The sequence below is a fragment of the Psychrobacter sp. 1Y11 genome (assembly GCF_052259045.1).
GTDB lineage: Bacteria > Pseudomonadota > Gammaproteobacteria > Pseudomonadales > Moraxellaceae > Psychrobacter.
On the sequence record NZ_JBQQER010000004.1, the window covers coordinates 1 to 24750 of the forward strand.

Here is a 24750-nt window from a genome sequence, read left to right on the forward strand (position 1 = left end):
TATAGGTCACGTCCCCCGTCCAAACTTGATTAGGTGCTACCGGGCTAAATCTGCGTTCTAAGAGGTTGTTATGCACTTTATGCTCTTGATCAGCGTGCTTGTACTTATGTGTTTTAAGCTGGCAACTGACCAGATTCATTTGCTCCATCAGCTTGGCGGCTAAGTAACGTGTTAGCTTAATGCTGTGCTCATTCCACAGGATGGCGATGATAGTGCGAGCACCAGCTGATTGCTTTGAGTCGTTATATATCTGACGTATCAAGGCTTTGAGTTTGACACGTTCAATATCAATAGGTTTAGTCTGTATGCCATAGTAATAGCTGCTTCTGACGATACCAAACAGATGACATAGCTTACGTTTGCTCAGTCGTTTGTCCTGCTCTACCAGTTTGGTTATCAACGATAGACGTTGAGATTGTCCGATGCCAGCAGAGCGGAAGCCTTTTTTAGGATATCTTTCTCCATCTTAAGCTGTCTGACTTCTCTCTCAAGCTCTTGAATGCGGCGCTGATCATCGGTTAGTGCCAGACCTTCGGTTGGTCGAATACCTTGTTTCTCTTTTTTATACTTGCGTACCCAGTTGTCTAAGGTTGAGACGCCAACTCCTAGCGTCTTTGCGACCTCAGCAACCTTGCGCTTGTGATCAATGACTAAGCTGATAGCTTCTAACTTGAATTCTCGGGTGTATTCTTGGCGTTTACTGGTCATACTATGTTCCTTCTTTTGGGGTAGTATAACCTCTTAAGCGTGGTCCGATTTAATTATGCCACTACATTACGACCACCAAAAGGCCGTATGTAATGGATATTTTCAATTAAGACAGTGTCTTTCATTTGATTGCGAATGGTACGTGCATCGTATTTAATACGTTCGGCTAACTCATCGGTTGTTAAATAAGTGTTACTCATAATATTTACCTCTTTTCAGTTATTAAGTAATTGCATTAAGTGATAGAATAAAAAATTATTTTATCAGCCTGTAAGAATGCGTCTTGAAGGAACCAGTTAATATTTACCCGCTTAGAGGTATTTAATAACCGATTTGTGTACTATATTATCTTTTTACCTCAAAGTAAAGCATTTTTACCCGAAAAGAGGTAAAAAATTATGATTGTGTCTAAACTCCCCGTTATTTTGGCAGAGAAAAAGTTGCGCGTAGCAGATGTTGTAAGGGCAACTGGCATGAGTAAATCCACACTTCATAAGCTATATAATGAAGAGTCGTCAAGAATTGATTTCAATACTATTGATCAGTTATGTGAGTTTTTGGACGTGCAGGTGGGTGACTTATTTGTATATAAGCCAAACACTAAGGATACTGAAGAAGAGGCTTGAGGATTTTTAAAACTTAAAATGGGTGCGTAGAGAAATAAATGGCAGTGCCTTATATATAAGGCTTTTCAATACATATAACTGAGGTTGGGGCTATTTATAATATTCACTTTTCCATGATTTGGTCACGTTTTGGTCACGCTATGAGCTCAATTTATAAAAGCAGTGTAAACATAAAAATGGTGCTAAGAAAATATTTTTTAGCATCAATTTATATAAAGATGAAAATACTAAGTTGGGCTCAATTACGGAATCAGCGTTTATAGTGTGGGCACGAAATGGTCACGTTTGGGTCACGGTGCTAATTTTTGAGCTTTTAATATGTTAGGTAAACTTAACAGTTAGACTAAATAGCTAACACTGAAAAACGCTGTAGCCCTTAAAAATCGGACAAAAAAAAGCCTCACTGTTAAGTGAGGCTTTCTTAATATTTGGAGCGGGATAAGAGATTCGAACTCTCGACCCCAACCTTGGCAAGGTTATGCTCTACCACTGAGCTAATCCCGCTGATTCATCGTTTGATTAACTATCATCAGATGATGAAGGCGTATTATACGCAGTTTTTCTGTTCTGTCAACTAGAAAATGACAAAGTGAAAAATATTTAATTCTACGATAAATAACAGTTGATCTTATGCCTGTTTTATAGATATAAGAAGCATATCCTTTAACTACTGTTACATTTCTGTTATATTCGTAATAGAGGATTTATTTGCTTGTGTCTAAAGACAATCGAACACTAGGATTAGATATAAGTATTTTTTTAGTGAGATAGGTAAAGGATAGAGTATTACGGAAGCGAGTTTATTATGACTCACAATCAGATGTGGCAACAAATACGCTTGATATGTAGCTCGGGATTACCACCATTGACAGTCATGCCGGTTCTCTCTGAGGCGCTACATAAAGTATTGCCCTGCTTAAGTTTTACCTTTATTTTGACCGATCAGCAAGCCAAACCACTGGCATACTACACTGAAAACCTAAATGAAAGCACTCACAAGCTGTTTTGTGAAAAAGGGGATTTGCTTACCTCAGCGCAGGATGACCCTGCCAGTTTCCCGCATCTATTTGGGCTGCCAAAGGATTACGGTAACTTACTGACCCCGCCTGCTGCGTACTTTCAAGGTAGCGTTTATACCCATTTTTTTGCCCCTAACGGTATTCAGCATTTTATCGACATGACGGTTAGTCATCATGACAAACCGCTAGTCATGATTGGTATTTTTAGAGAAAAAGTCGGTAGAAAATCCAGAGACGAGCCTGGCTTTAGTCGTAAAGAGCTAGCGATGCTACCTTTATTATATAGTCATATCAAACACCTGAGCTTATCGTCAAGTAACCTTGAGGCACGTGACAATCTTGTAGATAGCGCTAACTCAAAAGCATTTGGATTAAGTTTTGATGAAGATGCAGTAGATAATAAGGGCTTGGCCGGGATTCTTAGCGGCTGCGGTAGTAGCAGGGTAGTGGTGAATAAAAGCGCAAGCATCACCGTCAACGCCAATGGCGATGTTTTATCCGCCTCTGATGATGCAATCGAGCTGCTGACTCAAGGTCTGGTCATCAAGCACAGATACTTACTCAATTATCAATATAACATCCAGCCCATCATTAGATTCCTGTGCCAATCGTTGGAGCGAAAACTAAACCACAGTTCTCATAATCCTCCGGTTTACCATCTATCGGTACCTAACGGTATCTTGGTCATTCGCGCTTATCGCATGCAAGCACTGGCAGACGCTCATGGCATGCCAGAGTATTATTCGATTCATATTGAATTAGTACAGCCTATGCGTCTTAGAGTCTTGTACCAGTTAAAAAAGTACCCGCTGTCTCCCAAAGCGATGTCAGTTGCTTGGTCTGTCTCTATCGGATTAGATAATAGCCAAATTTGTGAGCATCTATCGATTAAGCAAACGACGCTACGCAGCTACCTAAAAGACCTATATAACCGCTTAGATGTCCATTCTCACGAGCAGCTGAAACAAAAGCTGACCAGCTGATAAGACGTACTATCTTATAATTTGCAGCCGACTACCTATTTTTTATCAAAAAACCGTGATTTTGGGGCTTTATCGACTGTTTTATCCCCTATGTGGGGGAAGAAATACGTCGTCTATGAATACATACTGATACTTAAGGTAGCCTGATTCTCAAGGAGAAAGACATGCGTTTGTTCCTTACCGCAAGTTTGACAGTAAATAGTGATGCAGTTAGTTATCTACAACCAGTAGTGTGCGGCCTGCTGTTGATACTCAGCACTTTTGCCTTTAGCCCCTCTGCACAAGCGGGCTTCGATGACATGTTGCATTATGCTCCTCGAACCCTGGTCGCCAATCCTAATAACTTTAAGCGTATCCATATCAATGGTAGAGGCGTCTCAGCGGCAATAGCACCTTGTCCTATAGCCATGGGTCTGATCAATTGTACGTTAGAAAAGCTGGATTTGATTACCCTACCGGTCAGAAGCGTGCATGAGGACTATAATCTAGCGCAAGTGTTTTATTACCCCAACACCGAACAACCCAAAACAGCGGTGGTCATCGCACAAAAAACAGGCCTAATGGACGATAGCGTCAGTGGTCAAAGATATCGGGTCAGCTTTAAGCTAGAAGATGGCGGCACCGCAAATGCCACTTGGATATTGGTGCAGTATGGCGAGCAGTTTCAGTGCGCAAGAGGTGATATGGCAGGCAGGTGGGTGAAGAGGGGCTGCGTATAATCGATGTAGCCTAAAAATAAGAATGAACAATCTTAACAAACGGAGTTGTTAACTATGAAAACCCCAATAAAAATTTCAACAGCGTTACTTACTAGTGGCATTTTACTTAGCACGTTACTGACAGCTTGTGATTCAGCAGATACTACTGATAAAGTCACTTCTGAGGCTACCGAGGCTGCGGTGAACAAGATGACTGACTCAGATATGGATATCAGTATAGATAACGATGATAAACAAGCGCAAACTATCGTCATGAAAGGGGATGGTGATGAAGAGATAAAAATAGCCGTTGGTAATGATGTGTCGCTACCCGAGGACTTTCCTAGTGATGTACCGCTCCCTGATGGCATGAAACTAATAAGTACCGCTAATATACCTAAAGGCTTTGTCATTCATGGTGCGGTTGCAGGCGACCTCACAGCGATGATTAATCAAACAAAAAAAGAAGCAAAGGATGCAGGATGGGAAGAGCTTATGGTCTCCAAACAAGAGCAAACAACGACGATTATGGTAAAGAAAGAGGATCGAATAGTGAACTATAGTGTTATGGAGTTAGAACCAAAAGATAGGCAAATAGAAAGTCATAACCTCATGTATAGCGTGATTGCTAGCTGAGCTGGCTCATATTCATCAAGCGTTTTATCCCCTTATTTAAGAGGTTAAACAACTTAAATAGATAATATCCTACACTATCAAATCGCATAATAATCCTATCACGAGCATTAGAGCCACTCTAATGCTTTTTTTTGTGTTTATAACAGCTAAAAAGTGCAAAACAACCCTCATGTGGAGGATGTTTTAACAAGGGTTTTAACCTAAGCTAAACGAATAAGTTAGATGTCATACACACAGCTGATCGTCTATATAAGGATATACAAGATAGCAGTGACTTAAATCGTTTCGCCCTAATTATGATTCACTATCATTGATAAAAAGGAATTTATTATGTTAAATCATGTCTATAGAGTCATCTTCAATCGTGCTATTGGCTGCTATGTCGCCGTTAGCGAAATCGCCAAAGCTAATGGCAAATCCAGTCGCTCTAATACTGTTGGGGCAGTAGCGCCTACCAGCACTGTTAACAGCAATCAATCAAGTAGCGGTCGCTCACTACGTCGCCATGCGATCAGCGCTGCAATTGCAGCAGCGCTTGGACTTACTGCTATGAGTGCTCAAGCGTTTGTTTGTGAGGATAGTGGAGGTGGTGCTGGCGGTTCTACGTCCACGTCTACGTCTGCAGTTGCTTGCGGTACTAGTAATACTGCTACAAATGCTCTTAGCTCAGCGATAGGTATTTTGAATAAAGCGTCAGGTAATTATAGCGCAGCTGTAGGTTACGACAATACAGCGTCAGGCGGTTTTAGCTCAGCGTTGGGGTACTCTAATAAATCTTCAGGAGAAGACAGCTTAGCAGTGGGTCATCGAAGCAGAGCATCAGGTAAACGTAGCGGTGCCTTAGGATCGAGAGCTGGCGCACTGGCTAATGGAGCAACAGCAGTCGGTGGTTCGTCAGGTGCTGCTGCATCGCTCACCATAGGTAGCGGCGGATCTTTGATAGCAGTAAACGGTATCCCAGTCACGGCTACGGGTACTACTTTAAGTAGCATTACTGAAGTAAACGGTGTAGATGTGACAACCAATCCCGATCAACTCAATGCCTTTATCAACAGCGTCGATAATGGCGGTTCTGTAGCCTTTGGTTTGTATAGCACTGCCGTTGGTGCTGCCAATGCTGCGATAGGCAGTAGCAGCAGTGCAGTAGGTCATAAAAATCTGGCGCTGGGCGGTAATAGCACAGCAATGGGGCATTTAAATGAGTCCACAGGTATTCAAAGCTCAGCAGTTGGTAGTCGCAATAAGTCCATAGGTACTCAAAGCTCAGCAATAGGTTTTCGTAATGAGTCTGAAGGCCTAAATAGCTCAGCGGTGGGTTTTGAGAATAAAACTGAAGGCCGTTCTAGTTCAGCGGTGGGCTATAGTAACGAGTCAGCAGGCGATAGCAGCTCAGCGCTAGGTTATTCAAATTTATCTAAAGGCATCAATAGCTCAGCGATGGGTTATGCAAATGAATCCTTAGGCAGTTATAGCTCGTCATTAGGATATAGAAGTCGGGCAGTAGCTACTAGTAGTATCGCTTATGGATTCCGAGCAGGTGCCCTTGAAGATGGCACAACAGCCATTGGGGGTGGCTTAGACAGATTTGCTAACTACGAGAATAATGGTACGGAGTTAACTGCTGTCAATGGCATACCAGTGACTGCTACAGGACTAAACCCAGCGGATATCACTGCTATTAATGGTGTAGCAGTCACTGTTGAGCAGCGTGAGGCTTTTATGAATAGTGCTCAGATGGGTGGTGCGGTAGCTCTTGGTCGTAATAGCACTGCCGTTGGTGCAGGTAATGCGGCGATGGGCGTGCGAAGTAGTGCGATGGGTGTCATAAACTCAGCATTAGGTGATTCAAGTACAGCGGTAGGATACAACAATGAGTCCTTAGGAGACTTTAGTTCGGCTTTCGGTTCCATTAATAACGCTTCAGGAAAAAATAGTACAGCGCTAGGCATGAGTAACGATGCTGAAGGTGGTTATAGCACAGCGTTAGGATACAACAATGAATCTAAAGGGGGTAGCAGCTCCGCACTAGGTTATAACAATAAGTCAGAAGGGCAGAGTAGCACAACAACGGGTTATCGTAATACATCTGTAGGCTTTAATAGCTCAGCTATAGGTTATCATAATGAGTCTTTAGGTAATTATAGCTCAGCGGTTGGTAGTCGTAATGAATCTATAGGCGATTATAGCTCAGCGCTAGGCAGTCGTAATAAATCAGAAGGCATTACCAGTTCAGCCGTGGGTTATAGCAATGAGTCTGTAGGCAGACGCAGTCTAGCGGTGGGTCATGATAATGAAGCATTAGGCACCAATAGCAACGCTATCGGTAGCTCAAGTGGCGCCACTGAAACGGGTGCGACTGCTATCGGTAGTGGCGGCGATGGTATAAACGTACCGCGTGAAAACGCGGTGGTACAAGCCGCTTTCACTGCTGCAACCACACCTATTGAGACGAATTCCTCCAATCGCCGTTTTAAAGATGATGGTAGTGGCGGTAAGATCTATGAATATGCCAGTAGCGATTATGAAAGCTTAGGCTTTGGTGCGTATGCTTCTGCAATCCGTGCTATCGCTATCGGAACACAGGCTAGGGCCGACTTACGCGACAGCGTGGCGCTCGGCAGTGGTAGTATTACCTCAAGTACTGCGGGCATAGCAGGTTATGACCCTAGTACCAAAACCGCTAGTACTGACACTACCCCTGTGTGGCAATCAACACGTGCCGCGCTCAGTATAGGCAACACCACAGATGCTGACCCCGCCAACTGGACCACTCGCCAGATCACAGGCGTTGCCGCCGGTACCGAAGACACCGATGTCGTCAACGTCGCTCAGCTCAAAAAAGTCGAAACCACCGCCAGTACCGTCGCAGGGGCGGTTATGTATGATGATGCCACGACTAAAGATAAAGTTACATTTGGCGGGGTCGGCGCTGCTACACCAGCAGCCCTGACCAATATCGCTGCAGGCGCTAGTGCGCTAGACGGTGTCAATTTCTCGCAGATTCAAAGCATGTCTAATGTCTTTGGTGGTGGCGCCAGCTTTGATTCCAGCGGCACTTTCCAAAGACCTAGTTACACCATCAATAGCAAAAACTTCAATAATGTCGGCGATGCTTTTGATGAGGTCGATGATCGTTTGAAGAACTTAACTGTCGCCGGTGGTCCTGCTGGTGATAGCGCTTATCAAGTGGCAGTGAGTAATGGCTTTTCGGGTTCTGAATCGCAGTGGCTCACAAGCTTAAAAGGACCAAAAGGTGATAAGGGTGATAAAGGCGATCCAGGAGTTGGCGGTGGTGGTGTTCAAGGTCCACAAGGCCCTAAAGGGAACAAAGGGGATCAAGGAGCAATCGGCGCCCAAGGGCCTAAAGGTGATAAGGGAGACAAAGGCGATCCGGGTACGATAGATGCCGCACTACGTTCAGAGATCGATAGTAAAGCAACTGCCACTTACGTCAATAGTGAAAACACAGCACAGGATCAACGAATTGACGAGAGAATCGAGCAGGTATCAAACGATCAAATTGCTGTAAATAATAGTCAAAATGCGCTGATTGATAGAAATAGCCAAAGAGTTAGCGACCTTGGTTATAAAGTCAACGAGCTAGAAGATGAGCTTAGCGGCGGTATAGCGAGCGCCATCGCTATTGCCTCTATGCCAAACGCTATCAATTACGGGGAAGGCCGCATAACAGGGGGAACTGGTTACTATAATGGTGAGGCCGCTCTCGCTGTAGGATTAGTAGGCGCTAGTATCGACGGTAGTTATACTTATAAATTAGGAGGCTCTTACACCGATTCAGGTGGTACAGCCATTGGCGGCGGTATCTCTTATCGCATTTGGTAATGCTGATCTACTCTTATAGCTATATCAGCCACTATCTCCAGCATTGTAGGTAGTGGCTTTTTACTGTTAGCGATTTAATGGTAAACCAAGGCAGTGCATAGGTTCTAATTTTGTAAAACCAAGCGCCAATAGTGATGTCAATATGATAACTTATTTGAATAATAAGTATTAAAAGATACGAAAAATAAGTTTGCTCAATGGCGGCTACTATCAAGACCTATAAAGGACGATCACAATGACAAATAATACAATGACTAAACCTTACACTATCGCTGACTATTTATTTGAACGTATTGCCGAGGCAGGCGCCACTGAAGTCTTTGGGGTACCTGGCGACTATAACTTAGCTTACTTAGATAATATTATCGACTCTGATAAGCTTCGTTGGGTCGGTAATACCAATGAGCTCAATGCAGGCTATGCCGCCGATGGCTATGCGCGTGAGCGCGGATTTGCCGCCTTAGTGACGACTTTTGGAGTCGGTGAGTTATCGGCTATCAATGCGACTGCCGGCTCGTTTGCAGAGTATGCGCCTGTGCTACAAGTCGTCGGTACGCCCACTATGCAGCAGCAACATGACAAACGCCGATTGCACCATTCATTAGGGGATGGCACCTTTAACCATTTTATAAAAATGGTTGAGCCGGTCACCGTCGCTCGCGCGCAGATTACCGCTGAGAATGCAGCTTCTGAGATTGACCGAGTGATACGTATGGTACTCAAAAAGCATCGTCCAGGCTATCTGATGTTATCGCCTGATGTCGCAGCTTTACCTATTTATCCGCCTACAACCAAGCTCGATGACAGTCAAGAGGATATGACTAGCCAAGCGGCGCTAGAGGCTTTTAAAGCGTCATTAGTAGACTTTCTGCCCAATAAGACCACCACTATCATTGCCGACTTAATGGTGCATCGTTTAGAGCTGCAAACTCAGCTAAAGGCTTTGATTGCAGATACTGAAGTTCCTTATACCACACTATCTTGGGGCAAGACTTTGCTTGATGAGCAAGACGAGCGTTGGGCGGGAACTTATGCTGGAGACGCGTCAAGGCCAGTGGTCAAAGATGCGGTTGAAAACTGCGAATGCTTGATTAAGATTGGCGTGCAATTTACCGATACGACGACAGCCGGATTTAGCCAAGACATTGATGAACAGGTCGTTGTGGATCTGCATTACGAGCGCGCAAGCATTGGCGGGCAGAACTTTGCACCCATCGCGCTCAAAGATTCCTTGCAAGCTTTGCACGAAGCGATGACTTCTGGAATCGATATCAAGCCAAAGCCTCTCAGCGGGGAGGTGCATGCTTTTGAGCAAAAAGGCAGCGACGAGGAGGCTATTCTACAAGTAGACTTATGGCATATCATTGCTGAGCACTTGCAAGCAGGTAATGTGGTATTTGCCGATCAAGGGACATCCTATTTTGGCATCAGTGATGTGCGCTTGCCAGATGGGGTGACTTGCTATGGGCAGCCGATGTGGGGCTCAATAGGCTACACCTTGCCAGCAAGCTTGGGGGCTAGTATAGCCTCAAAACAGAAGCGTAGCGTACTGCTCATTGGTGATGGTTCAGCGCTGTTAACGATTCAAGAGATAGCGGTGATGCTACAACAGCGCACCAACCCTATTATTGTACTGATCAATAATGACGGTTATACCGTTGAGCGCGCGATTCATGGTGAAAACGCCCGTTATAATGATATTCCTACTTGTGATTGGCAACTGATGCCGCAAGCATTTGGCGGTGATAAAGACAACAGCTTATCGCTGAAAGCCACTACCGCAGGCGAGCTTAAAGCAGCGCTGAAAAAGGCCATGGCGACCACTGATAAGCTTATTATGCTCGAGGTCATGACTGATAAGCATGATGTGCCGCCAATGCTAGCGAAAGTCAGTGCCGCCCTAAAGTGAGTGCCGACTAACGCTTTATTATAATAAAAACAGCATCACCGCATCTTTTAGAAAAGAATAGCACAATAAAGTTAGGATAATAAAATGACTCATCAAAAAATCAATCCAAACACTATGTATGACAGCCTACAGTTTGGCTTCTCGCACGCGAGCAAAGCACAGGGCAGCACCGTAATCCACTGTGCAGGTCAGCTGGCATGGGACAAGGAAGGCGAGATAGTAGGTGGAGAGGACTTAGCCAAACAAACCGAGCAAGTCTTTAATAATCTGCAAACTGTGCTCAATGAGGCAGGAGCGACCCCGGCTGATGTGGTACGTATGCGCACTTATATAGTCGATCTTAAACCTGATGATCTAGAAGTAGTCGGTGCGGCTATCGCTCGCTTTTATGGTGAGGTGACCCCGCCTGCCAATACTTTGCTTGGCGTACAGACCCTAGCTATGCCCGGTCTACTTATTGAGATTGAGATGACAGCGGTAATCGATTAAGCTGCCTCGATTGAATAAGGAGCAATGAGCATGGCGGTCTATGTTGATTTTGTGAAGATTGAGTTTAGAGGCTATCAGTGGTGTCATATGCTAGCCGATAGTCTGCAAGAGCTGCATGAGTTTGCCACGCTCATCAAGGTTGATGCGCGTCTTTTTCACCGCAATGCTAGCTATCCGCATTATGATATTACCGTGCAGATGCGAGAAGCTGCCTTAGATAAAGGCGCTATCAAAGCCACCAGAAAGCAAATTATCGACGCGGCCAAAAAATTAAAGATTGAATTAAACCAAGCCTAATGGCTATATTTTATTCAAAAGACCTGCTTTATTCTCAACATAATAGTCAGAAAAAAGCAGGAAGATTGAAATTTATCTCTCAATAATATCTAAAGATAATTACTCTGGCATATCTGCTAATTGCTTGAGGATACTAGTGAAATTCTCCACCCCTTGCGCGCCGCTGACTAGATGACGCTCGTTAAAGACAATAGCAGGCACGCCTTGTACCCCTTGGCGCTGCCAATGTTGCTCGATCTCACGCACCTCTTTTGCAAAGCGCTGATCTGCTAGCACGGCTAACGCCTCCGTGCGATCAAGGCCAGTCTCTGCTGCTATATCAGCGAGCACCTCATTATCAGACAGGTTACGCCCATCAGTAAAGTGCGCGCTGAATAACGCTTGCTTTAGCTCATGTCTGTGCCCTTGGGTTTCAGCCCAATGCAGTAGCTGATGCAAATTAAAAGTATTATGCATGCGCAGCTCATCAGTGAAGTTAAAGTCGAAGCCGACATCAGCGCCCGCTTCTGTGATTCTAGCGCGGCTTTCATCAGACTGCTCAGGCGTTGAACCGTATTTTTCAATGATATGCTCACGCATATTTTGACCCTCACTTGGCATGTTTGGGTTCAACTCAAACGGATGCCAGTAAATTTCATAGTTAGTATTGGTTTGTTTTAACGCTTCTGCTAGTTGTTTATAGCCGACCACGCACCAAGGGCAGACCACGTCTGAGACGATATCGATACGAAGGGGTTTATTGGTAGTATTCATCATTTGTCCTTATGTTTTTTGCTTTATTGACTACTGACTATATAACTGCGAACGATACGACTCCTTTTCAAGACGAGTCTTGTTTTAGTCAGGATATATAGCCAATACGAAATAAAATCGATACGTCAATAGCGTCGTGCTATTGGTACAAATTCTCCTTGCTTGCTGTGCGCTTCGCACTTTTCGAAGCTGCGCAAAATTCGTCCCAGTAGCACTATATCGTTTTTAAAGTAAATCGACTATATAACTCAATCCATTAAAAGACATAGTAACGAGAAATTCAAAATTTAAGTCTGATAAGTGGTTGATTTAAGGTTATAACGCTACTTGTGCTATATATTTATTTAGCGCAAGATAAGTAATGACTATTCAATGTAATAGCTATAAAAATAGACGAATTTTTGATGATTGGACTATGAACCGATTTCGATACCACGCACTAATTGCCAAAATATTATGATAAATAAACCATTTTATCGGCCTGTTCATGTCTGGGTAATGATTTTGGTTATTGCCTTACATGGAATAGTAGTATGGGCGGGCATGTTGACTGAACCTATAGAGCGACCTAGCATAAAAACTAAGTCGTCAGCCCTGATTCAGTTGGAATTTATTACTCTTGATTCGGCTAGCTTAGCAGGAGGAGCTGAGACTATTACCAATCTAGATCCTCAAACTAAAAAAGTAGTTTCACCAAAACAAAAAGTCGCATTAGAAGAAAAAGCTAGCACTGCTAAGGCGAGCATCGTAAAAGCTGCCGAGCCAAAACAGCTTGTCGAGCCAAAACAGCCACTGGTAGAAGAGAAGACGCTTGTAGAAAATAAAGAGGTCACAAAAGAGCTAAGCACTGAGCGAGCTGACTTAGCAGATGAAACTAACTTAAACCAGTCAGTAGCGGATACAGGTGAAGTGCCAGTAACTAAAGCCTCGGGCAACCCGTCTAATACTGATGATATGCCATCTACGCAAAATAGCTCGAATGAGGCTGAAGCTGAAGATGATTTGTCAGCGATGATCCGAGCAGTAACTGCACAATTCAATCGCGAACAAGCCATACAAAAACGCGCTGCCACCCAGCAGAGCAATCGCAAATTGTCTGCGCAAGCGCAGTGGCAAGCCCAAGCGGACGAGGAGGCTATTACCAAAATATTAGCGCTAGCTGCAGAGCGAGCCGCTAATCAAGACCTAAATCAAGAGCGAGAACCAGCCGCTGATACTGACGTAGACAGTTTAAGCAATACTATCGCCGATGACAAAGCGCTGATCCCTTTTTTGGAAGAGCAGGGCAGCTGGCTTGAGAAGCATCAGCCTATTACCGATATTCCTTTGCTGATTTGGCGTAGCACTGATGCTCTCCCAGGTGACGTGTTTATTGTACTTTTAGAGCTCTCTGTAGATAAAGAGGGCGTTATCACTGAGGTACAACTGCTTGAATCTTCTGGTAGTCCTATCATCGATGCGGTCGCCACGACTCAAGTTAGAACGGGTCAGCTCACGCCTTTGCAAATAGATGGTCTTGCGGTTGAAGCTACCATTCCTATGTCTTTGGTCTATCAACGGCCTTAAGAGATAACATTATAATAGTTGAGTAGCCCTCATAGGTATTCATTAAAAACTATGACGGCCACTCAATCTCTTAAGAAGTTCTAAAGCTCATACTGCGAAAGCTAGCCTATAAACGCACGCTCTACAAACCACCACAGAGCAATAACAATACTCACCAGTGAGCCAAGGTAAAAGATGACCGTTTTATAAAAACTAGTATGGCGTAATAATAAAGCTAGCGGAAAGACTAAAATGATGAAAACAAGCTGTCCAAGCTCAATGCCAACATTGAAGCTCAATAATGCCAAGACTCGCTCGCTAGTCGCTAGAGGCAAATCAACTAGAACATTGGCAAAACCGAAACCGTGTATCAAACCGAACACAAACGCCAAATAAACGGCTCTAACGCGCAGCATCGGCACTAAATTATTTAAGGCTGCAAAAGCTATCGATAGCGCAATCAAGGACTCGATAAAGCGGGCAGGAATGCTAACGAGACCGAGCGCTGCCAGGCTCAAGGTGATGGAGTGCGCAAGCGTAAAGGAAGTGGCGATCCAAAACACCTCTATTAACGCCGCCTTAGGTTTGGCAACGGCAACCAGTTGTTTTTGTTTACGCCGGTACACAGCAGGAACCAACAGCACAAATAAAAATAACAGATGATCGATACCAATCAGCAGATGATGAACGCCGCTCTGCAAAAAGTTGCTTGCTATAGATAGCCAACCTACGCCCGCACCTTCACTAGTACCTAGAGGTGTTTGTCCGACGCTGAGCACCTGTAAAGGCAACTGGCTATCCGCTTGGGTCAAAATCAAGCGGTGATTGGCATCTACCCCTGCAAGTATCTGATAATCAAGATTGTCGATAGGCGCATCGCAGCTCAAAGTAAAGTTGCTATATAAGTAATTAAAGCCGCCACGAGTATTAATAGCTAATGGGGCAAAATCAGTCGTTTGGCACTCAGTACCATTGCTTTGTAATTGTACTTGCGCCGCAATTAATTGAGCGATGAGCGCTTGTTGTGACTTGACTTCCGCCCAGCTCACTTGCTGATCGCCGTTACCGTCTATATTTACCAGTAACGCTAAATCTCTGAGTGATACCTCGTATTCTGCGTTATAGTTATTTTTAGCCGTAGTGTCAGTATCAGCCGTCGTTAAGTTTAGATAAGCAGTGCTGGCCTCATGCGCTTGCACTAAGGTGGGGCTTATCGCTAATAGTATGATTAATAACGGCGCTAGCAGATAACGATAGCTTTGATGCCAACTTATTGTCTTTGATCCTCTAAACGCCTTTGACTCACTAATCCCTGTTAAAAATCTCATAAGTGCGTCTCCTTGCTGAGATGGCGTTCATTTAGACTACGCTCTAGGGCTAGATATTCAAAACCAGTATCTTTTATAAACTGTTCTATAATGTCAATATCAGCCTGACTGTTAGCTTTAATTGCGGCAGTGGTATAAATAGCAATATCAGCAGTTTCTCGTTGCTGTTGCCAGTTTTCCTGCGCTAGCTTCAGCGCTAAGTCGATCTGGTTGCTAAGCAGAGCATAGTTTGCCTGTTCTCTTTTATGGGCGTTTTCTTGACGAATACGCCAAACCTTAATACGGTCTTGCATCAACGCTAAGTTTTGCTGAGCTTTAGGATCTTTTAATGCAACTTGCGCGCTAATGAGCTTTAGCAATAAAGCGTCTTTGTCAGTATGCTCTTGGAGCAACTGCCGCACCTTGTCATATTCGCCTTGAGCCAATAACCAATCTGCGCGCGCCATCAGTGTGGGTACAGTTTGGCTATCCATCACGGCAAAAACCTCTTTTGCTAGTGACGCGTCTTGGCTACGTAGCGCAGCATCGGCTTGAATAAGGTATATCCATCGCGCGGTTGAGGTATCAAGCCCAGGAGCTAAACTCGCCAATCCGCTTAAGGTTTCCTTCGCTTGCGACAGCTTACCTGTCATGCTATTGATTTGAGCCACGCAGGCCAGTTGATAGACTCGAAGTGAGGCGTCATTCAGTCTATTACAGTAGCTCATTGCTTCATCAAATTGACCTTGTACCAATAACAAAGAAGATAGCGTCAATAGCGCATCAGGGTCGGATGGCTTTTGATTGAGTATCTGCTCTAAGACTCCTTTGGCCTCATCGAACTTATGCGCCGCTTGTAAAGCGCGTGCCCTCAGCATAAGAGTTTCAACGTTTTGTTCATCAGACTGATCTAACTGCGCTTGTGCTTGACCTAGTGCACGGGGATCTTCTTGCAAATACGCCCGTTCTAATAACTGCCGAGTCTGCTCGGGGCTAGTATTTGTATTGCCAGAGATAAAGTCGCTAGTCGTTAAGTAACGCGGCGGCGGTGAATCAGTAGGTAAGGTGGCTAGAATTTGCTGATCATCATCAGGAGTGAAAGGCGCGGCAAAAAGTGTAGGGCTAGCAGCAGCGAATAGCGCTAATGATATAAAGAATGATTTTAACCTGTGCATAATATCTCTCAGCTTTTGACATAAATAAGCACCCAATCAGTAGAATGATCAGGTGCTAGGTTAATCTGATAGTGCTTTACAGTGAAGCGTTTGCATCAGTGATAGCAACGGGCTCAGCTGTGTTAGCCTCAGGCAATATAATTCGGTCTATATCTTGCGGCTCGTCAGTGTTGACATCGTTGCTAGCATCAATTACATCTGATGTTCTATCAACAGCTAATTGAGCATTAGCTTGATCAACTGAATCAGCATTTTCATTTTGATTATCAAAGTCAAAGTCGTTATTGTCACTGTTAGAGCAACCAATAAGAGCAGCTGAACCAGTGACCAATACGGCTAAAAATAGATAGCGCATAGTATTTCTCCTTGGGTTAGTTTCAACTTATCGGCTACCTGGATTCGGTGTCGTTAAATATGGAAAGACAGAATCAAATTCAGTAGCAGGCTTAAGAGCGCCGTCAGTGAAGAGCGCTTGACCGGCAGCGGCATCTTCAGGAACACACGTTACCTCTGCTGGCAGACCGGCATGACAGAGTGCACCCATAGAGACTCTTAGAGCGATATCGGTGACATCATCACCCGGACGTCTACCGTTCGGGAAGCCTGCGACATCATCAGTATCGGCGTTAGGTCGACCATCGTCTTGACCTGGGATGATACTGAGAACACCTAGATCGTTTTGATTGGCGGCGGCGACAGCGGCAATGCTAGTATTGAGACGAAGCATATCTGCCGGTACTTGTTTTGCATTAGCCGGTTTATTGACTGTGGGTATCCCGGTCAAAAAGGCAGTAACTAGATCCTGACGAGGGAAGTTGGTAGGCGCCGGTGCACTTGGATATAAAGTTTCAATTAATGCAGGAAGCGTGGGATAGAAGACGTAAGGCGCAAATTTGGCCACATCATCTTTTGGCTCTGAGGCGTTAAATTTATCTTTATCTTTTAGACCGATAACGACTTCGTTGACCAATGGCATACCAAGTCTTGACACTTGCGTCCAAGCGCCGCCTTTTTTGGCAGTGGTATTAATACCTGAGCCAGGATTGCCATTTACTAGAGTCGCTTGACGGACACTAGCGGTAGTCCAAGCGCCGACTACAGGATCTGAACCAGCAGTTAAACAAGCCTTGGGCACTTCCATGGCGATTGAGGTGACGTTTTTATTGGCTAAAATGTTAGTACCACCATCTCGCTCGCCTAGTGGATTGAGGTTGATTAGGTCAAATACTTTACCTAAATCAATAGCGAAACCCTCAGCACGTTGACCGACAAACACTTTACCTTGTCCACAGCTGCCTAAGTTTAAAGTCTTGATAAAACTTCTAGCATAAGTAGGATAGTCAGGGAAAGATTTGGTACCAATGTAATCAAAAGGCTTATCAAAGCTACCTAAAGACGTGCGTGAACTACTACGGCGATCTCCTTTCACCATAGTAATTTCATAGGTCTCATTGGTTTGCACATTAGCTGGGTTTGAGGCATCGCCAGCATTTACTAGCGGTATGGCTACATTTGGCGTTGAAGAATCACCATCTGAGTCAATCTCAATGCTGTTTAGGTTATGGGTAAAGTCAAACTGAAAAGTAATATCTTCGACGGCATCGCCGTTATTATCGATATGAATCTCATAAAGCGCGTCTGGATCTAAGGCGAAATAATTGGGTCCGCCATAAGCATCCTGCAAGGGTAAGTAGTTGGCGATGATGGTGACATAGTCTGCTCGACCATTCTCATAACTATTAAACATATAGAAGTCAGAGGCATCGACTTTTGGGGTCTTAGTGATGGAAGGAGCTTCTCGGTGACTAGATGCGACAGCGCTTGCACTTAAGCATATGGCCATCGCTGAGATTAAGGCCTTGGTAGTGTATTTCATACGAATCCTTGTATAAAAACTAATGAGTTAGAGGCAGGGAGAAACTTTAAGCTTTAACGTTGAATCATCCTTATTAAGTTTAGATAAAATACAAACTCAGCAAGTTAATATAAACTATACTCCTATTTGACTCTAATTATTACACCGCTCATCGGAAATATCGTTGTATTCATCGGTTAGGGTAAACCTTTATTTTTATGAAGGTTTTTATGATTTATTGCCGCTTAAACTATGGCTCAAGCTATGATTAAATTGATGCAATAGCAGTCATTTGCTCGCAGATTTGCTATCATAGGCGCTGCTATTTATAGGGTTTTATTATTGAGTTGTTAGGATAGTCCCTAGTATTCAGCTCACAGGTATTCCATTATGGGTGACAAACTGCTGGCACAAGAATGGCTATGTAGAGCATTTATGTCTGGATATCTAGATAGTACGGCAGTTAAGTCTGGATAAAAGGTAACGCTTTCTATTTTAAAGGTGAAGTATGAACCAAGTTCAATCTAGGGTAGCTCCGCTAAACAAATGGCCTATGATCAGCCGTGTTTTTCATTGGATTAGCGCGCTGCTATTATTAGTGACGTGGGCGCTGATGTTTCTTTATGACAATACCGATGACTCGCTTTATATTGGTTTGCATAAAGCGTTTGGCATAAGTTTATTGTTTTGGATGCTAGCTCGGGTTATTAGCCGCTTATTTGTCAAAGCGCCACCATCAGCGCCAATGCCTAAATGGCAAGACATCATCGCCAAGCTCACGCATTTTGCGCTGTATGCGCTACTGATTGCCATGCCGATAGCAGGACTGCTGATGTCGGTCTATGGCGGCCGCGCGGTCGATGTGTTTGGCCTGTTCGAAATCCAAGTTTTCGTCACTCCAGATCGCGGTTTAGCACGTACCTTTAATGACTGGCATACTGATATCATTTGGCCGTTGATTCTTGCCTTTACTGCCGCTCACATTCTTGCGGCGCTATACCATCAATTTATCAAAAAAGATAAGCTGATGAAGCGTATTTGGTAGCGCTGAATGATGTGGTTTATAGTGATTGACCGATGTTTTGCTAAATGCTGCTGTAGTTAGGATAGTGATCGTTATGCGTACCAAAAAAGACCGTATCAGGCATACTTTAAGCTTTGAGATTATAGGTCTGCTAATCTTTGCACCACTAGCTAGTTTTGTCTTTGGGTTTGAGCTGCACACGATGGGAGCTATAGCGCTCGTAGGTTCTATTGTCGCTACGGTGTGGAACTATTTTTATAATATTATATTCGATAATGCCATGCTAAAACTGCGCGGTAGGGTGCAAAAAACGGTGCCAATAAGAGTGTTGCATGCCATCTTGTTCGAAGGCGGCTTGCTGTTACTATTCTTGCCATTCATAGCGATATATCTAAACATTAGCCTTTGGGAGGCTTTTAAAATGGATATTGCGATGGCGACTTTTTATTTGATATATGCCTTTGTTTTTAACTGGGTGTATGACAAAGTATTTCCTATCCCTAATTCCGTTGCAGCTTAAGCTGAGCTTAGAGTGTCAAGTTGTTTCGATGATTTTTTGTATGATAAATAAAAGGGTTTGCTTATTGGGCAAACCCTTTTTATTTATAGTTCGTTTTAAATAAAATCAATACGCTAATGTTATCGTGCGGTTGGGATGAATTTTGCGCAGCATCGAAGAAACGCAGCACGCAAGGAAAATTTATACCAATCGCACTGTCTCGTTTTTAAATAGAATCAACTATTTACTAAGGCTATGTCCTAAAAGCTTAATCAGTCTATTTAGCAATAGCCGCTTGGCTAATATCATCGAGTGCTTTGGCGATATTGGCCAGCTGTGTATCGCAGCCTTGCAGGTTGTGACGATTTTTGAGGTATTGAGGATCGTTATAAGACAGCCAGACTCTCTGCTGTGCATCTTCAGTGATTAACACTTTTTGTGGTAAATCTATCGCGATGCTTTGCTCGCAATTCATCAACGGTGTACCCGCTTTTGGATTACCAAACATCACCACTTGTGTGGGCCGTAAGGATAAATTAACCCCAGCAGCGTTCTTTTGATGATCGACTTGCGCAAAGACTGTCATGCCTTTGTTTTCGATGACTTTGATTAGCTTATCGGCGGTATCTGAGACAGAATGATTGCTTTGCATAGTGATCAAGCCTTTTTTGGCATGAGTAGCAGGCGTTGTCATAGTGGTAGCGTGATTGGCATTATTTGGCAAAATATTTTCGACACTAGCACAAGACGTCGCCAGCAATGCCAAAGCGGCGATAGGGATAATTTTCAGCATAAAAATTCCTTTTAATGGTGATTTATATAGTAGTGATTTATAGTAATTTTGGATTGAGAAGTCGTTGTCAGTAGAGTTTAGCATACCTGCCTATGACAGCTCATTGCCAAAGCGCTGACGTATTTGCTTGAGATAAAGGCTAGGGGCGATCCGCCAAAGGATACTACCGAAGCGTGAGACAGGTTCGGGCAAGATCCAGCGTTTACGCTGCGCTAGGCCTTGAGCAATCCTCTCAGCCATCCACTCAGCGCTACGAATACTGCCAATGACTGAGCGTTGATGTTGAGCGAGATTACCATCATGACCGAGTGCATGATCCTCAATAGGAGTGTCCAAAAAGCTAGGATACGCCATTAGGATATGAATACCGTCTGCTTCTAACTCTAAACGCAGCACTTCAAAAAATTGCGTCAGCGCGCTTTTGGCAGCGCAATAAGCGGCTCGTCCCGGCACTGGCATCCAGCCTGCCATGGAGCCGATACAGACGATCTGACCATGAGACTGCCTTAATAAAGGCAATGCTGCCATCGTCAGCTCTACTGGCCCTTGCCAGTTTACTGCCATGACCTTACGAAACACCGCAGGATCCGTTTGATGCGCTGGTGAGCGGTGCGTGATGCCAGCATTATTAACTAAGATATCAAGACGGCCAAAATGTGCACTTACTTTATTTATGAGTACATCGATGTCGTCAGCTTGTGTAATATCAGTGACGACTGCCATGATTCTAGCGCTATCTGAGAATTCGGCTACTCTTGCCGCTAATGCCTTGGCATCGATGTCAGCGAGTACTAAGTGATGACCGGCGGCGTACCAATGACGAGCCATCGCCAAACCTAAACCAGACGCTGCGCCGGTAATTAATGTGACGGTCATAATGACGCTTTCCCTATAAAAGTTATTCGATAGCGTTAAGAATCGCCTAAACTATTAGCCGCCATAAAATAAGCAAATGTCTCAGCAGAAGTCTTGGCAGGCTGATAACCGAACTCTTTTTTTAAACGTCGATTATCCAGTACCGGACGATAACGCAAAAAATTGACTTGTTCAGGGCCGGTAGGTTTACCGCGCCATTTAGCGACTTGTAGCGCTGCTTTGACCACCCAAACCGGTAGTGTTAATAGCGGTTTATTCAGCTTATCCGCGATCTGTGCCATGGTTAGTGCGCCATCGCCTGCCATATTGAAGATGCCAGGTTTATCCTCGCGAATCCCCATCTCCATCGCATTGATGACATCTTGATCCCAGATAAACACGAAAGGTGAGTCGCTGCCTTTAAGCGCTAAAATTCGCGGCGCCATAAACAAATCAGTGATTTGATTACGAGTGTCAGCACCTAACACGGTTCCGGGCCGGAATATCAGCTGTTGCAGCTCTGGGTGCTTTTGCCGAAATTCCTTGAGTAGCTCTTCAATTTGCCGCTTATGATCCGAATAAGCAAATTCTGTATTACCGCGTAGCGCATGGTGCTCATCGATCCAAGCTGGGTTATCGGCATGATAACCGTAAGCCGCTCCTGAGCTAGTGATGGTCAAATGCTGCACACCCGCCTTTACACAGCACGCAAGAACATTACGCGTCCCATTGACATCGATATCAAAGTCTCGTGCTCGATCTTTTGAGGCTTGTAAAATAGAGGCTAGATGCACTACATGGGTGATTCGCTCATCTATCAGTAACTGAGCGAGTTTATCTTCGCGTATATCTAAGATTTTTATAGCAAAGTCTAAATGATCACGAGTGCAAATATCAGTGCCCATCACCGAATAATGAGCGGCGAGTCGATTACCCAGTTGATGGCCGATGTAGCCTGCTGCGCCAGTGATAAGGATGCGTTTAGTCATAGGGCCTCCGTGCCCAAATTTGAGAGAGCGTCAGGCCTGAGACTAAGTGCCAGACGCCCCAAAAAGCGGTAATAAGCATCATGCTTCCTGCTTGCGGAAAAAAAGTAAATAAGATGACTAAGCCTAGTCCCGAATTTTGAATACCCACTTCCATGGTGACCGCACGGCGATCTGCAACAGGAAGTTTTAGCGCTGTACCCATACCGTAGCCAAGCAATAGCGCCAATAAATTATGAGCGACTACCAACCAAAAAAAACTATGAAAACGCTCGATAAATAAATCAAAATTGTTAGAAAAAGCGATAGCGACAAAGGCTAAAAATACCAATAGTGAGATAATGCGTAACGGTTTTTCGCTGCGAGCGACTAAATTGGGAAACTTGCGACCGGTCAACATGCCCAGCACCAAAGGCACAGCTAGTACTAACAGTACTAATAATAAAATGCTACTAGGCTCTAGGGTAATTTGGGTCAGATACTCACGGGTATGCGGGTTGAGCCAGCCATAAAAGGCAAAGTTCAGCGGCGTCAGCACCGTCGCCGCTAAGCTCGATACTGCCGTCATACTGACAGAGACCGCGACATTGCCGCGACCAAGCCAAGTCATGATGTTAGAAAAACTGCCACCAGGACAGGAGGCTACCAAAATCATGCCCAAAGCCAGTTCTGGCTCGATATTTAGCGCCCAAGTAAACAGGCAAGTCGCTAGCGGTAGTAATAAAAACTGAGCAAACAGGCCCGCGATAGGCGCAACAGGCGCTAATATAATCCGTTTAAAATCCTCAAAACGTAGCGTCAGTGACACCCCAAACATCATCAGCGCCAAAATAACGTTAAGCACAATTAAGCTGGCAGGGTTAAAGACTATCGGTAACGCGCCACTCATCTTGAGGGATCCGTTTTGTGCTTTTGCCTATTAAATAGCCTACTTTTAAAGCGGCTTGCTTTAGAGCTGATGTTCGAAGATTTATGCTTGGCTTCTGCTTTATCCTCATCCGCTTGTAACTCAGCGATATGCTCAGCGAGAGTAGTTAGGTATTCGTCTTTATTGACATAATAAGCCATGCGTGCCAGCTTAATATAATCATAACCGCCGTCGAGCGTTATGTTGCTACGCGCGCGTTTAATCGCATCGAAATGATCGGCCGCGACGCTGTTTTGTTCGCGCTGCTTGATATATAACGCGACTAAGCGTGCTTGTTGATTGCGTCCCTCCCAGCCGAGACCTGCCGCCTCAACCATGCCCATCATAAATAAAGTATTATAATCTGGATGAAAGACATTCATATACAGCTGCGGCGCATCTTGCGTAGCTGGCCAATTGAGATATTTGCGCTCAATAAAAGGATAGTCAAGCAGATAGCCTGTCGCCATTAAGATTAAGTCGTAATCGCCACTATTGCCATCACTGAATGTCACCGTATGACCTTCGATAGCACTGATATTTCGTCGCGGTGTGATATCACCATGACCTAAATGATGCAGCACTAAGGAGTTGATCACCGGATGTGACTCGTACATTCGGTAGTCAGGATCGGGCAGACCATAATCGGAAGGCTTACCAATGATCGTATGTATCATGGCTGCATCTAAGCGCTGTTTGGCTTTTCGTGGCAGCTTGAGTTTGCCGCCTAAGGTGTCGATAGGGCGGCCGTTGATGAATTTTGGCAGGAAATAATAGCCACGTCGCAAGCTGATGTCTACCGACTTGGCATGATGCACCGCGTCTACGGCGATGTCTGCCCCAGAATTGCCGCAGCCAACGATAAGCACACGCTGATCATTAAATATTGACGGGCTACGATACTCGGATGAGTGCATAAGCTTACCGGCAAACTCGCCCGGCAGATCTGGCATATTAGGCTTGTGCAAAGTACCATTGGCAATCAGCACACCTGTAAATAGTCGAGACTGCTGCTTGCCATTATGTTCGCTGATCAGACGCCAGCCATCGCCCTCAGGCTCAAGGCTGATGACGCGAGTCGCAAACTCATAGTAGGATTTGAGATCGAAGGTGTCGGCGAAATCGTGGAAATATTGACGCAGCTCAGAATGGTGTGGGTAGCTAGCAACCGAGTCCGGCATCGGAAACTCGCTGAACTCCGTCATTCGCTTGGAGGATATCAGATGCGCCGTCTCATACATAGTGCTATGCGGATTATCGATATCCCATAAGCCGCCGACATCATGATGCCCGTCAAAACCCACAAAGGGAATATCGAGCTTTTGTAAATTACGCGCCGTAGCTAGCCCCATCGGGCCCGCGCCAATGACAGCATACATAGTTATTCCCTTAAAACAATCATTGAGTGTTACCCTTCCTAATTGGGTAGTATCATTATACTAGTCTAACTGCATTGAACCTTCAACAAGCGCTCATCAATAAAAGGAAAAAACGATGACTACTTTATCTAAATCCCGCTGCGAGCCCTGCCGGGCAAGCGCTCCTAGTTTGAGTGCGACTGAGATACAAGAATTATTACCACAAGTTGCTGATTGGTCCTTAATCGACGTCGATGGTATTAAGCAGTTACAGCGCCAGTATGCCTTTAAGAATTTTGTCAGCGCGATGTCTTTTGCCAATCAGCTTGCACAAATTGCCGAAGATGAGGGGCATCATCCTAGTATTTTGGTGGAGTGGGGCAAAGTAACCGTGACTTGGTGGACCCACAGTACCAAGGGTCTGCACCATAATGACTTCATCATGGCGGCAAAAACCGATAGCCTGCTTAGCGCAAAAGTATAAT

General features: G+C 44.6%; 25 protein-coding genes and 1 tRNA gene. 12 read left to right on the top strand and 14 right to left on the bottom strand.

Annotation, left to right across the window (positions count from 1 at the left end; translation table 11 throughout):
- From ACTXGJ_RS04480 to ACTXGJ_RS04490, 3 genes are all read right to left on the bottom strand, one after another.
- Window positions 1-400 (bottom strand): IS3 family transposase (locus tag ACTXGJ_RS04480; RefSeq protein WP_443565242.1); only part of this gene is annotated, 400 nt, incomplete at its 3' end.
- A complete protein-coding gene (locus ACTXGJ_RS04485; protein ID WP_443565243.1) occupies window positions 397-708 on the bottom strand; it encodes a transposase in 312 nt (103 codons plus the stop codon). The genes ACTXGJ_RS04480 and ACTXGJ_RS04485, both read right to left, overlap by 4 nt.
- A 53-nt stretch (window positions 709-761) precedes the next feature.
- Complete coding sequence (locus ACTXGJ_RS04490; RefSeq protein WP_443565314.1) at window positions 762-908, bottom strand: hypothetical protein; 147 nt, start codon at window positions 906-908, stop codon at window positions 762-764.
- Between the two features lie 198 nt (window positions 909-1106).
- On the opposite strand from ACTXGJ_RS04490, the gene ACTXGJ_RS04495 reads away from it, so the two are divergent.
- On the top strand, window positions 1107-1334 hold the full coding sequence (locus ACTXGJ_RS04495; protein WP_439243443.1) for a helix-turn-helix domain-containing protein: 228 nt from the start codon (window positions 1107-1109) through the stop codon (window positions 1332-1334).
- 429 nt (window positions 1335-1763) lie between these two features.
- On the opposite strand, the gene ACTXGJ_RS04500 is transcribed toward ACTXGJ_RS04495, so the two are convergent.
- A tRNA-Gly gene (locus ACTXGJ_RS04500) sits at window positions 1764-1838 on the bottom strand.
- Window positions 1839-2139: 301 nt separating this feature from the next.
- Between ACTXGJ_RS04500 and ACTXGJ_RS04505 the strand changes: the two genes are divergently transcribed.
- From ACTXGJ_RS04505 to ACTXGJ_RS04535, 7 genes are all read left to right on the top strand, one after another.
- A complete protein-coding gene (locus tag ACTXGJ_RS04505; RefSeq protein ID WP_439243440.1) occupies window positions 2140-3336 on the top strand; it encodes a helix-turn-helix transcriptional regulator in 1197 nt (398 codons plus the stop codon).
- A gap of 164 nt (window positions 3337-3500) precedes the next feature.
- The gene (locus tag ACTXGJ_RS04510; RefSeq protein ID WP_439243437.1) at window positions 3501-4055 is read left to right on the top strand and encodes a hypothetical protein; all 555 of its coding nucleotides are present in this window, start codon (window positions 3501-3503) and stop codon (window positions 4053-4055) included.
- A gap of 54 nt (window positions 4056-4109) precedes the next feature.
- Window positions 4110-4670: a hypothetical protein gene (locus ACTXGJ_RS04515; RefSeq protein WP_439243434.1), complete on the top strand. Its 561-nt coding sequence runs from the start codon at window positions 4110-4112 to the stop codon at window positions 4668-4670.
- 330 nt (window positions 4671-5000) lie between these two features.
- Window positions 5001-8513, top strand: coding sequence for an ESPR-type extended signal peptide-containing protein (locus ACTXGJ_RS04520; protein WP_439243431.1), 3513 nt, complete (start codon window positions 5001-5003; stop codon window positions 8511-8513).
- Window positions 8514-8763: 250 nt separating this feature from the next.
- Window positions 8764-10422 (top strand): alpha-keto acid decarboxylase family protein, encoded by a 1659-nt coding sequence (locus ACTXGJ_RS04525; RefSeq protein ID WP_443565309.1) that lies wholly within the window; start codon window positions 8764-8766, stop codon window positions 10420-10422.
- A gap of 84 nt (window positions 10423-10506) precedes the next feature.
- Window positions 10507-10911 (top strand): RidA family protein, encoded by a 405-nt coding sequence (locus tag ACTXGJ_RS04530; protein WP_439243428.1) that lies wholly within the window; start codon window positions 10507-10509, stop codon window positions 10909-10911.
- A gap of 30 nt (window positions 10912-10941) precedes the next feature.
- Entirely contained in the window at window positions 10942-11208 is a 267-nt protein-coding gene (locus tag ACTXGJ_RS04535; protein WP_443565245.1) for a DUF4031 domain-containing protein, read from the top strand.
- Between the two features lie 99 nt (window positions 11209-11307).
- Here the strand turns inward: ACTXGJ_RS04535 and ACTXGJ_RS04540 are convergent, their stop codons facing one another.
- Window positions 11308-11961 (bottom strand): DsbA family oxidoreductase, encoded by a 654-nt coding sequence (locus ACTXGJ_RS04540; RefSeq protein ID WP_443565246.1) that lies wholly within the window; start codon window positions 11959-11961, stop codon window positions 11308-11310.
- A gap of 456 nt (window positions 11962-12417) precedes the next feature.
- Here ACTXGJ_RS04540 and ACTXGJ_RS04545 point away from each other — a divergent pair, with 456 nt between their 5' ends.
- Complete coding sequence (locus ACTXGJ_RS04545) at window positions 12418-13527, top strand: energy transducer TonB (protein WP_443565247.1); 1110 nt, start codon at window positions 12418-12420, stop codon at window positions 13525-13527.
- A gap of 101 nt (window positions 13528-13628) precedes the next feature.
- Here the strand turns inward: ACTXGJ_RS04545 and ACTXGJ_RS04550 are convergent, their stop codons facing one another.
- The 4 genes from ACTXGJ_RS04550 to ACTXGJ_RS04565 all read right to left on the bottom strand — a co-directional run bounded on the left by ACTXGJ_RS04550 (window position 13629) and on the right by ACTXGJ_RS04565 (window position 17864).
- Window positions 13629-14834, bottom strand: a complete 1206-nt coding sequence (locus tag ACTXGJ_RS04550) for a HupE/UreJ family protein (protein WP_443565248.1) — start codon at window positions 14832-14834, stop codon at window positions 13629-13631.
- A complete protein-coding gene (locus tag ACTXGJ_RS04555; protein ID WP_443565249.1) occupies window positions 14831-15988 on the bottom strand; it encodes a tetratricopeptide repeat protein in 1158 nt (385 codons plus the stop codon). The genes ACTXGJ_RS04550 and ACTXGJ_RS04555 overlap by 4 nt, the downstream gene beginning before the upstream one ends.
- 76 nt (window positions 15989-16064) lie before the next feature.
- Window positions 16065-16343, bottom strand: coding sequence for a hypothetical protein (locus ACTXGJ_RS04560; RefSeq protein WP_439243410.1), 279 nt, complete (start codon window positions 16341-16343; stop codon window positions 16065-16067).
- 27 nt (window positions 16344-16370) lie between these two features.
- Window positions 16371-17864: a DUF4331 domain-containing protein gene (locus tag ACTXGJ_RS04565; protein WP_443565250.1), complete on the bottom strand. Its 1494-nt coding sequence runs from the start codon at window positions 17862-17864 to the stop codon at window positions 16371-16373.
- Between the two features lie 487 nt (window positions 17865-18351).
- Between ACTXGJ_RS04565 and ACTXGJ_RS04570 the strand changes: the two genes are divergently transcribed.
- Complete coding sequence (locus ACTXGJ_RS04570) at window positions 18352-18888, top strand: cytochrome b (protein ID WP_443565251.1); 537 nt, start codon at window positions 18352-18354, stop codon at window positions 18886-18888.
- Between the two features lie 73 nt (window positions 18889-18961).
- Window positions 18962-19387 carry a PACE efflux transporter gene (locus ACTXGJ_RS04575; protein WP_439243403.1) on the top strand — a complete coding sequence of 142 codons (426 nt, stop codon included), beginning with the start codon at window positions 18962-18964 and terminating at the stop codon, window positions 19385-19387.
- 256 nt (window positions 19388-19643) lie between these two features.
- Here the strand turns inward: ACTXGJ_RS04575 and ACTXGJ_RS04580 are convergent, their stop codons facing one another.
- The 5 genes from ACTXGJ_RS04580 to ACTXGJ_RS04600 form a co-directional block, all read right to left on the bottom strand.
- Entirely contained in the window at window positions 19644-20159 is a 516-nt protein-coding gene (locus tag ACTXGJ_RS04580) for a DUF302 domain-containing protein (protein WP_443565252.1), read from the bottom strand.
- Between the two features lie 90 nt (window positions 20160-20249).
- Window positions 20250-21035, bottom strand: coding sequence for an SDR family oxidoreductase (locus tag ACTXGJ_RS04585; RefSeq protein ID WP_443565253.1), 786 nt, complete (start codon window positions 21033-21035; stop codon window positions 20250-20252).
- A 35-nt stretch (window positions 21036-21070) separates the two neighbouring features.
- Window positions 21071-22003 carry an SDR family oxidoreductase gene (locus tag ACTXGJ_RS04590; protein ID WP_443565255.1) on the bottom strand — a complete coding sequence of 311 codons (933 nt, stop codon included), beginning with the start codon at window positions 22001-22003 and terminating at the stop codon, window positions 21071-21073.
- Complete coding sequence (locus ACTXGJ_RS04595; RefSeq protein WP_443565256.1) at window positions 21996-22889, bottom strand: bile acid:sodium symporter family protein; 894 nt, start codon at window positions 22887-22889, stop codon at window positions 21996-21998. The genes ACTXGJ_RS04590 and ACTXGJ_RS04595 overlap by 8 nt, the downstream gene beginning before the upstream one ends.
- Window positions 22886-24286 (bottom strand): flavin-containing monooxygenase, encoded by a 1401-nt coding sequence (locus ACTXGJ_RS04600; protein ID WP_443565257.1) that lies wholly within the window; start codon window positions 24284-24286, stop codon window positions 22886-22888. Before ACTXGJ_RS04600 ends, ACTXGJ_RS04595 begins: the two co-directional genes overlap by 4 nt.
- 115 nt (window positions 24287-24401) lie before the next feature.
- On the opposite strand from ACTXGJ_RS04600, the gene ACTXGJ_RS04605 reads away from it, so the two are divergent.
- The gene (locus ACTXGJ_RS04605) at window positions 24402-24749 is read left to right on the top strand and encodes a 4a-hydroxytetrahydrobiopterin dehydratase (RefSeq protein ID WP_443565258.1); all 348 of its coding nucleotides are present in this window, start codon (window positions 24402-24404) and stop codon (window positions 24747-24749) included.
- The last annotated feature ends 1 nt before the right edge of the window (window position 24750 follow it).

Coding starts and splice junctions, on each gene's coding strand:
- ACTXGJ_RS04485 (WP_443565243.1), bottom strand. CDS start 708: ATGACCAGTAAACGCCAAGAATACACCCGAGAATTCAAGTTAGAAGCT.
- ACTXGJ_RS04490 (WP_443565314.1), bottom strand. CDS start 908: ATGAGTAACACTTATTTAACAACCGATGAGTTAGCCGAACGTATTAAA.
- ACTXGJ_RS04495 (WP_439243443.1), top strand. CDS start 1,107: ATGATTGTGTCTAAACTCCCCGTTATTTTGGCAGAGAAAAAGTTGCGC.
- ACTXGJ_RS04505 (WP_439243440.1), top strand. CDS start 2,140: ATGACTCACAATCAGATGTGGCAACAAATACGCTTGATATGTAGCTCG.
- ACTXGJ_RS04510 (WP_439243437.1), top strand. CDS start 3,501: ATGCGTTTGTTCCTTACCGCAAGTTTGACAGTAAATAGTGATGCAGTT.
- ACTXGJ_RS04515 (WP_439243434.1), top strand. CDS start 4,110: ATGAAAACCCCAATAAAAATTTCAACAGCGTTACTTACTAGTGGCATT.
- ACTXGJ_RS04520 (WP_439243431.1), top strand. CDS start 5,001: ATGTTAAATCATGTCTATAGAGTCATCTTCAATCGTGCTATTGGCTGC.
- ACTXGJ_RS04525 (WP_443565309.1), top strand. CDS start 8,764: ATGACTAAACCTTACACTATCGCTGACTATTTATTTGAACGTATTGCC.
- ACTXGJ_RS04530 (WP_439243428.1), top strand. CDS start 10,507: ATGACTCATCAAAAAATCAATCCAAACACTATGTATGACAGCCTACAG.
- ACTXGJ_RS04535 (WP_443565245.1), top strand. CDS start 10,942: ATGGCGGTCTATGTTGATTTTGTGAAGATTGAGTTTAGAGGCTATCAG.
- ACTXGJ_RS04540 (WP_443565246.1), bottom strand. CDS start 11,961: ATGAATACTACCAATAAACCCCTTCGTATCGATATCGTCTCAGACGTG.
- ACTXGJ_RS04545 (WP_443565247.1), top strand. CDS start 12,418: ATGATAAATAAACCATTTTATCGGCCTGTTCATGTCTGGGTAATGATT.
- ACTXGJ_RS04550 (WP_443565248.1), bottom strand. CDS start 14,834: ATGAGATTTTTAACAGGGATTAGTGAGTCAAAGGCGTTTAGAGGATCA.
- ACTXGJ_RS04555 (WP_443565249.1), bottom strand. CDS start 15,988: ATGCACAGGTTAAAATCATTCTTTATATCATTAGCGCTATTCGCTGCT.
- ACTXGJ_RS04560 (WP_439243410.1), bottom strand. CDS start 16,343: ATGCGCTATCTATTTTTAGCCGTATTGGTCACTGGTTCAGCTGCTCTT.
- ACTXGJ_RS04565 (WP_443565250.1), bottom strand. CDS start 17,864: ATGAAATACACTACCAAGGCCTTAATCTCAGCGATGGCCATATGCTTA.
- ACTXGJ_RS04570 (WP_443565251.1), top strand. CDS start 18,352: ATGAACCAAGTTCAATCTAGGGTAGCTCCGCTAAACAAATGGCCTATG.
- ACTXGJ_RS04575 (WP_439243403.1), top strand. CDS start 18,962: ATGCGTACCAAAAAAGACCGTATCAGGCATACTTTAAGCTTTGAGATT.
- ACTXGJ_RS04580 (WP_443565252.1), bottom strand. CDS start 20,159: ATGCTGAAAATTATCCCTATCGCCGCTTTGGCATTGCTGGCGACGTCT.
- ACTXGJ_RS04585 (WP_443565253.1), bottom strand. CDS start 21,035: ATGACCGTCACATTAATTACCGGCGCAGCGTCTGGTTTAGGTTTGGCG.
- ACTXGJ_RS04590 (WP_443565255.1), bottom strand. CDS start 22,003: ATGACTAAACGCATCCTTATCACTGGCGCAGCAGGCTACATCGGCCAT.
- ACTXGJ_RS04595 (WP_443565256.1), bottom strand. CDS start 22,889: ATGAGTGGCGCGTTACCGATAGTCTTTAACCCTGCCAGCTTAATTGTG.
- ACTXGJ_RS04600 (WP_443565257.1), bottom strand. CDS start 24,286: ATGTATGCTGTCATTGGCGCGGGCCCGATGGGGCTAGCTACGGCGCGT.
- ACTXGJ_RS04605 (WP_443565258.1), top strand. CDS start 24,402: ATGACTACTTTATCTAAATCCCGCTGCGAGCCCTGCCGGGCAAGCGCT.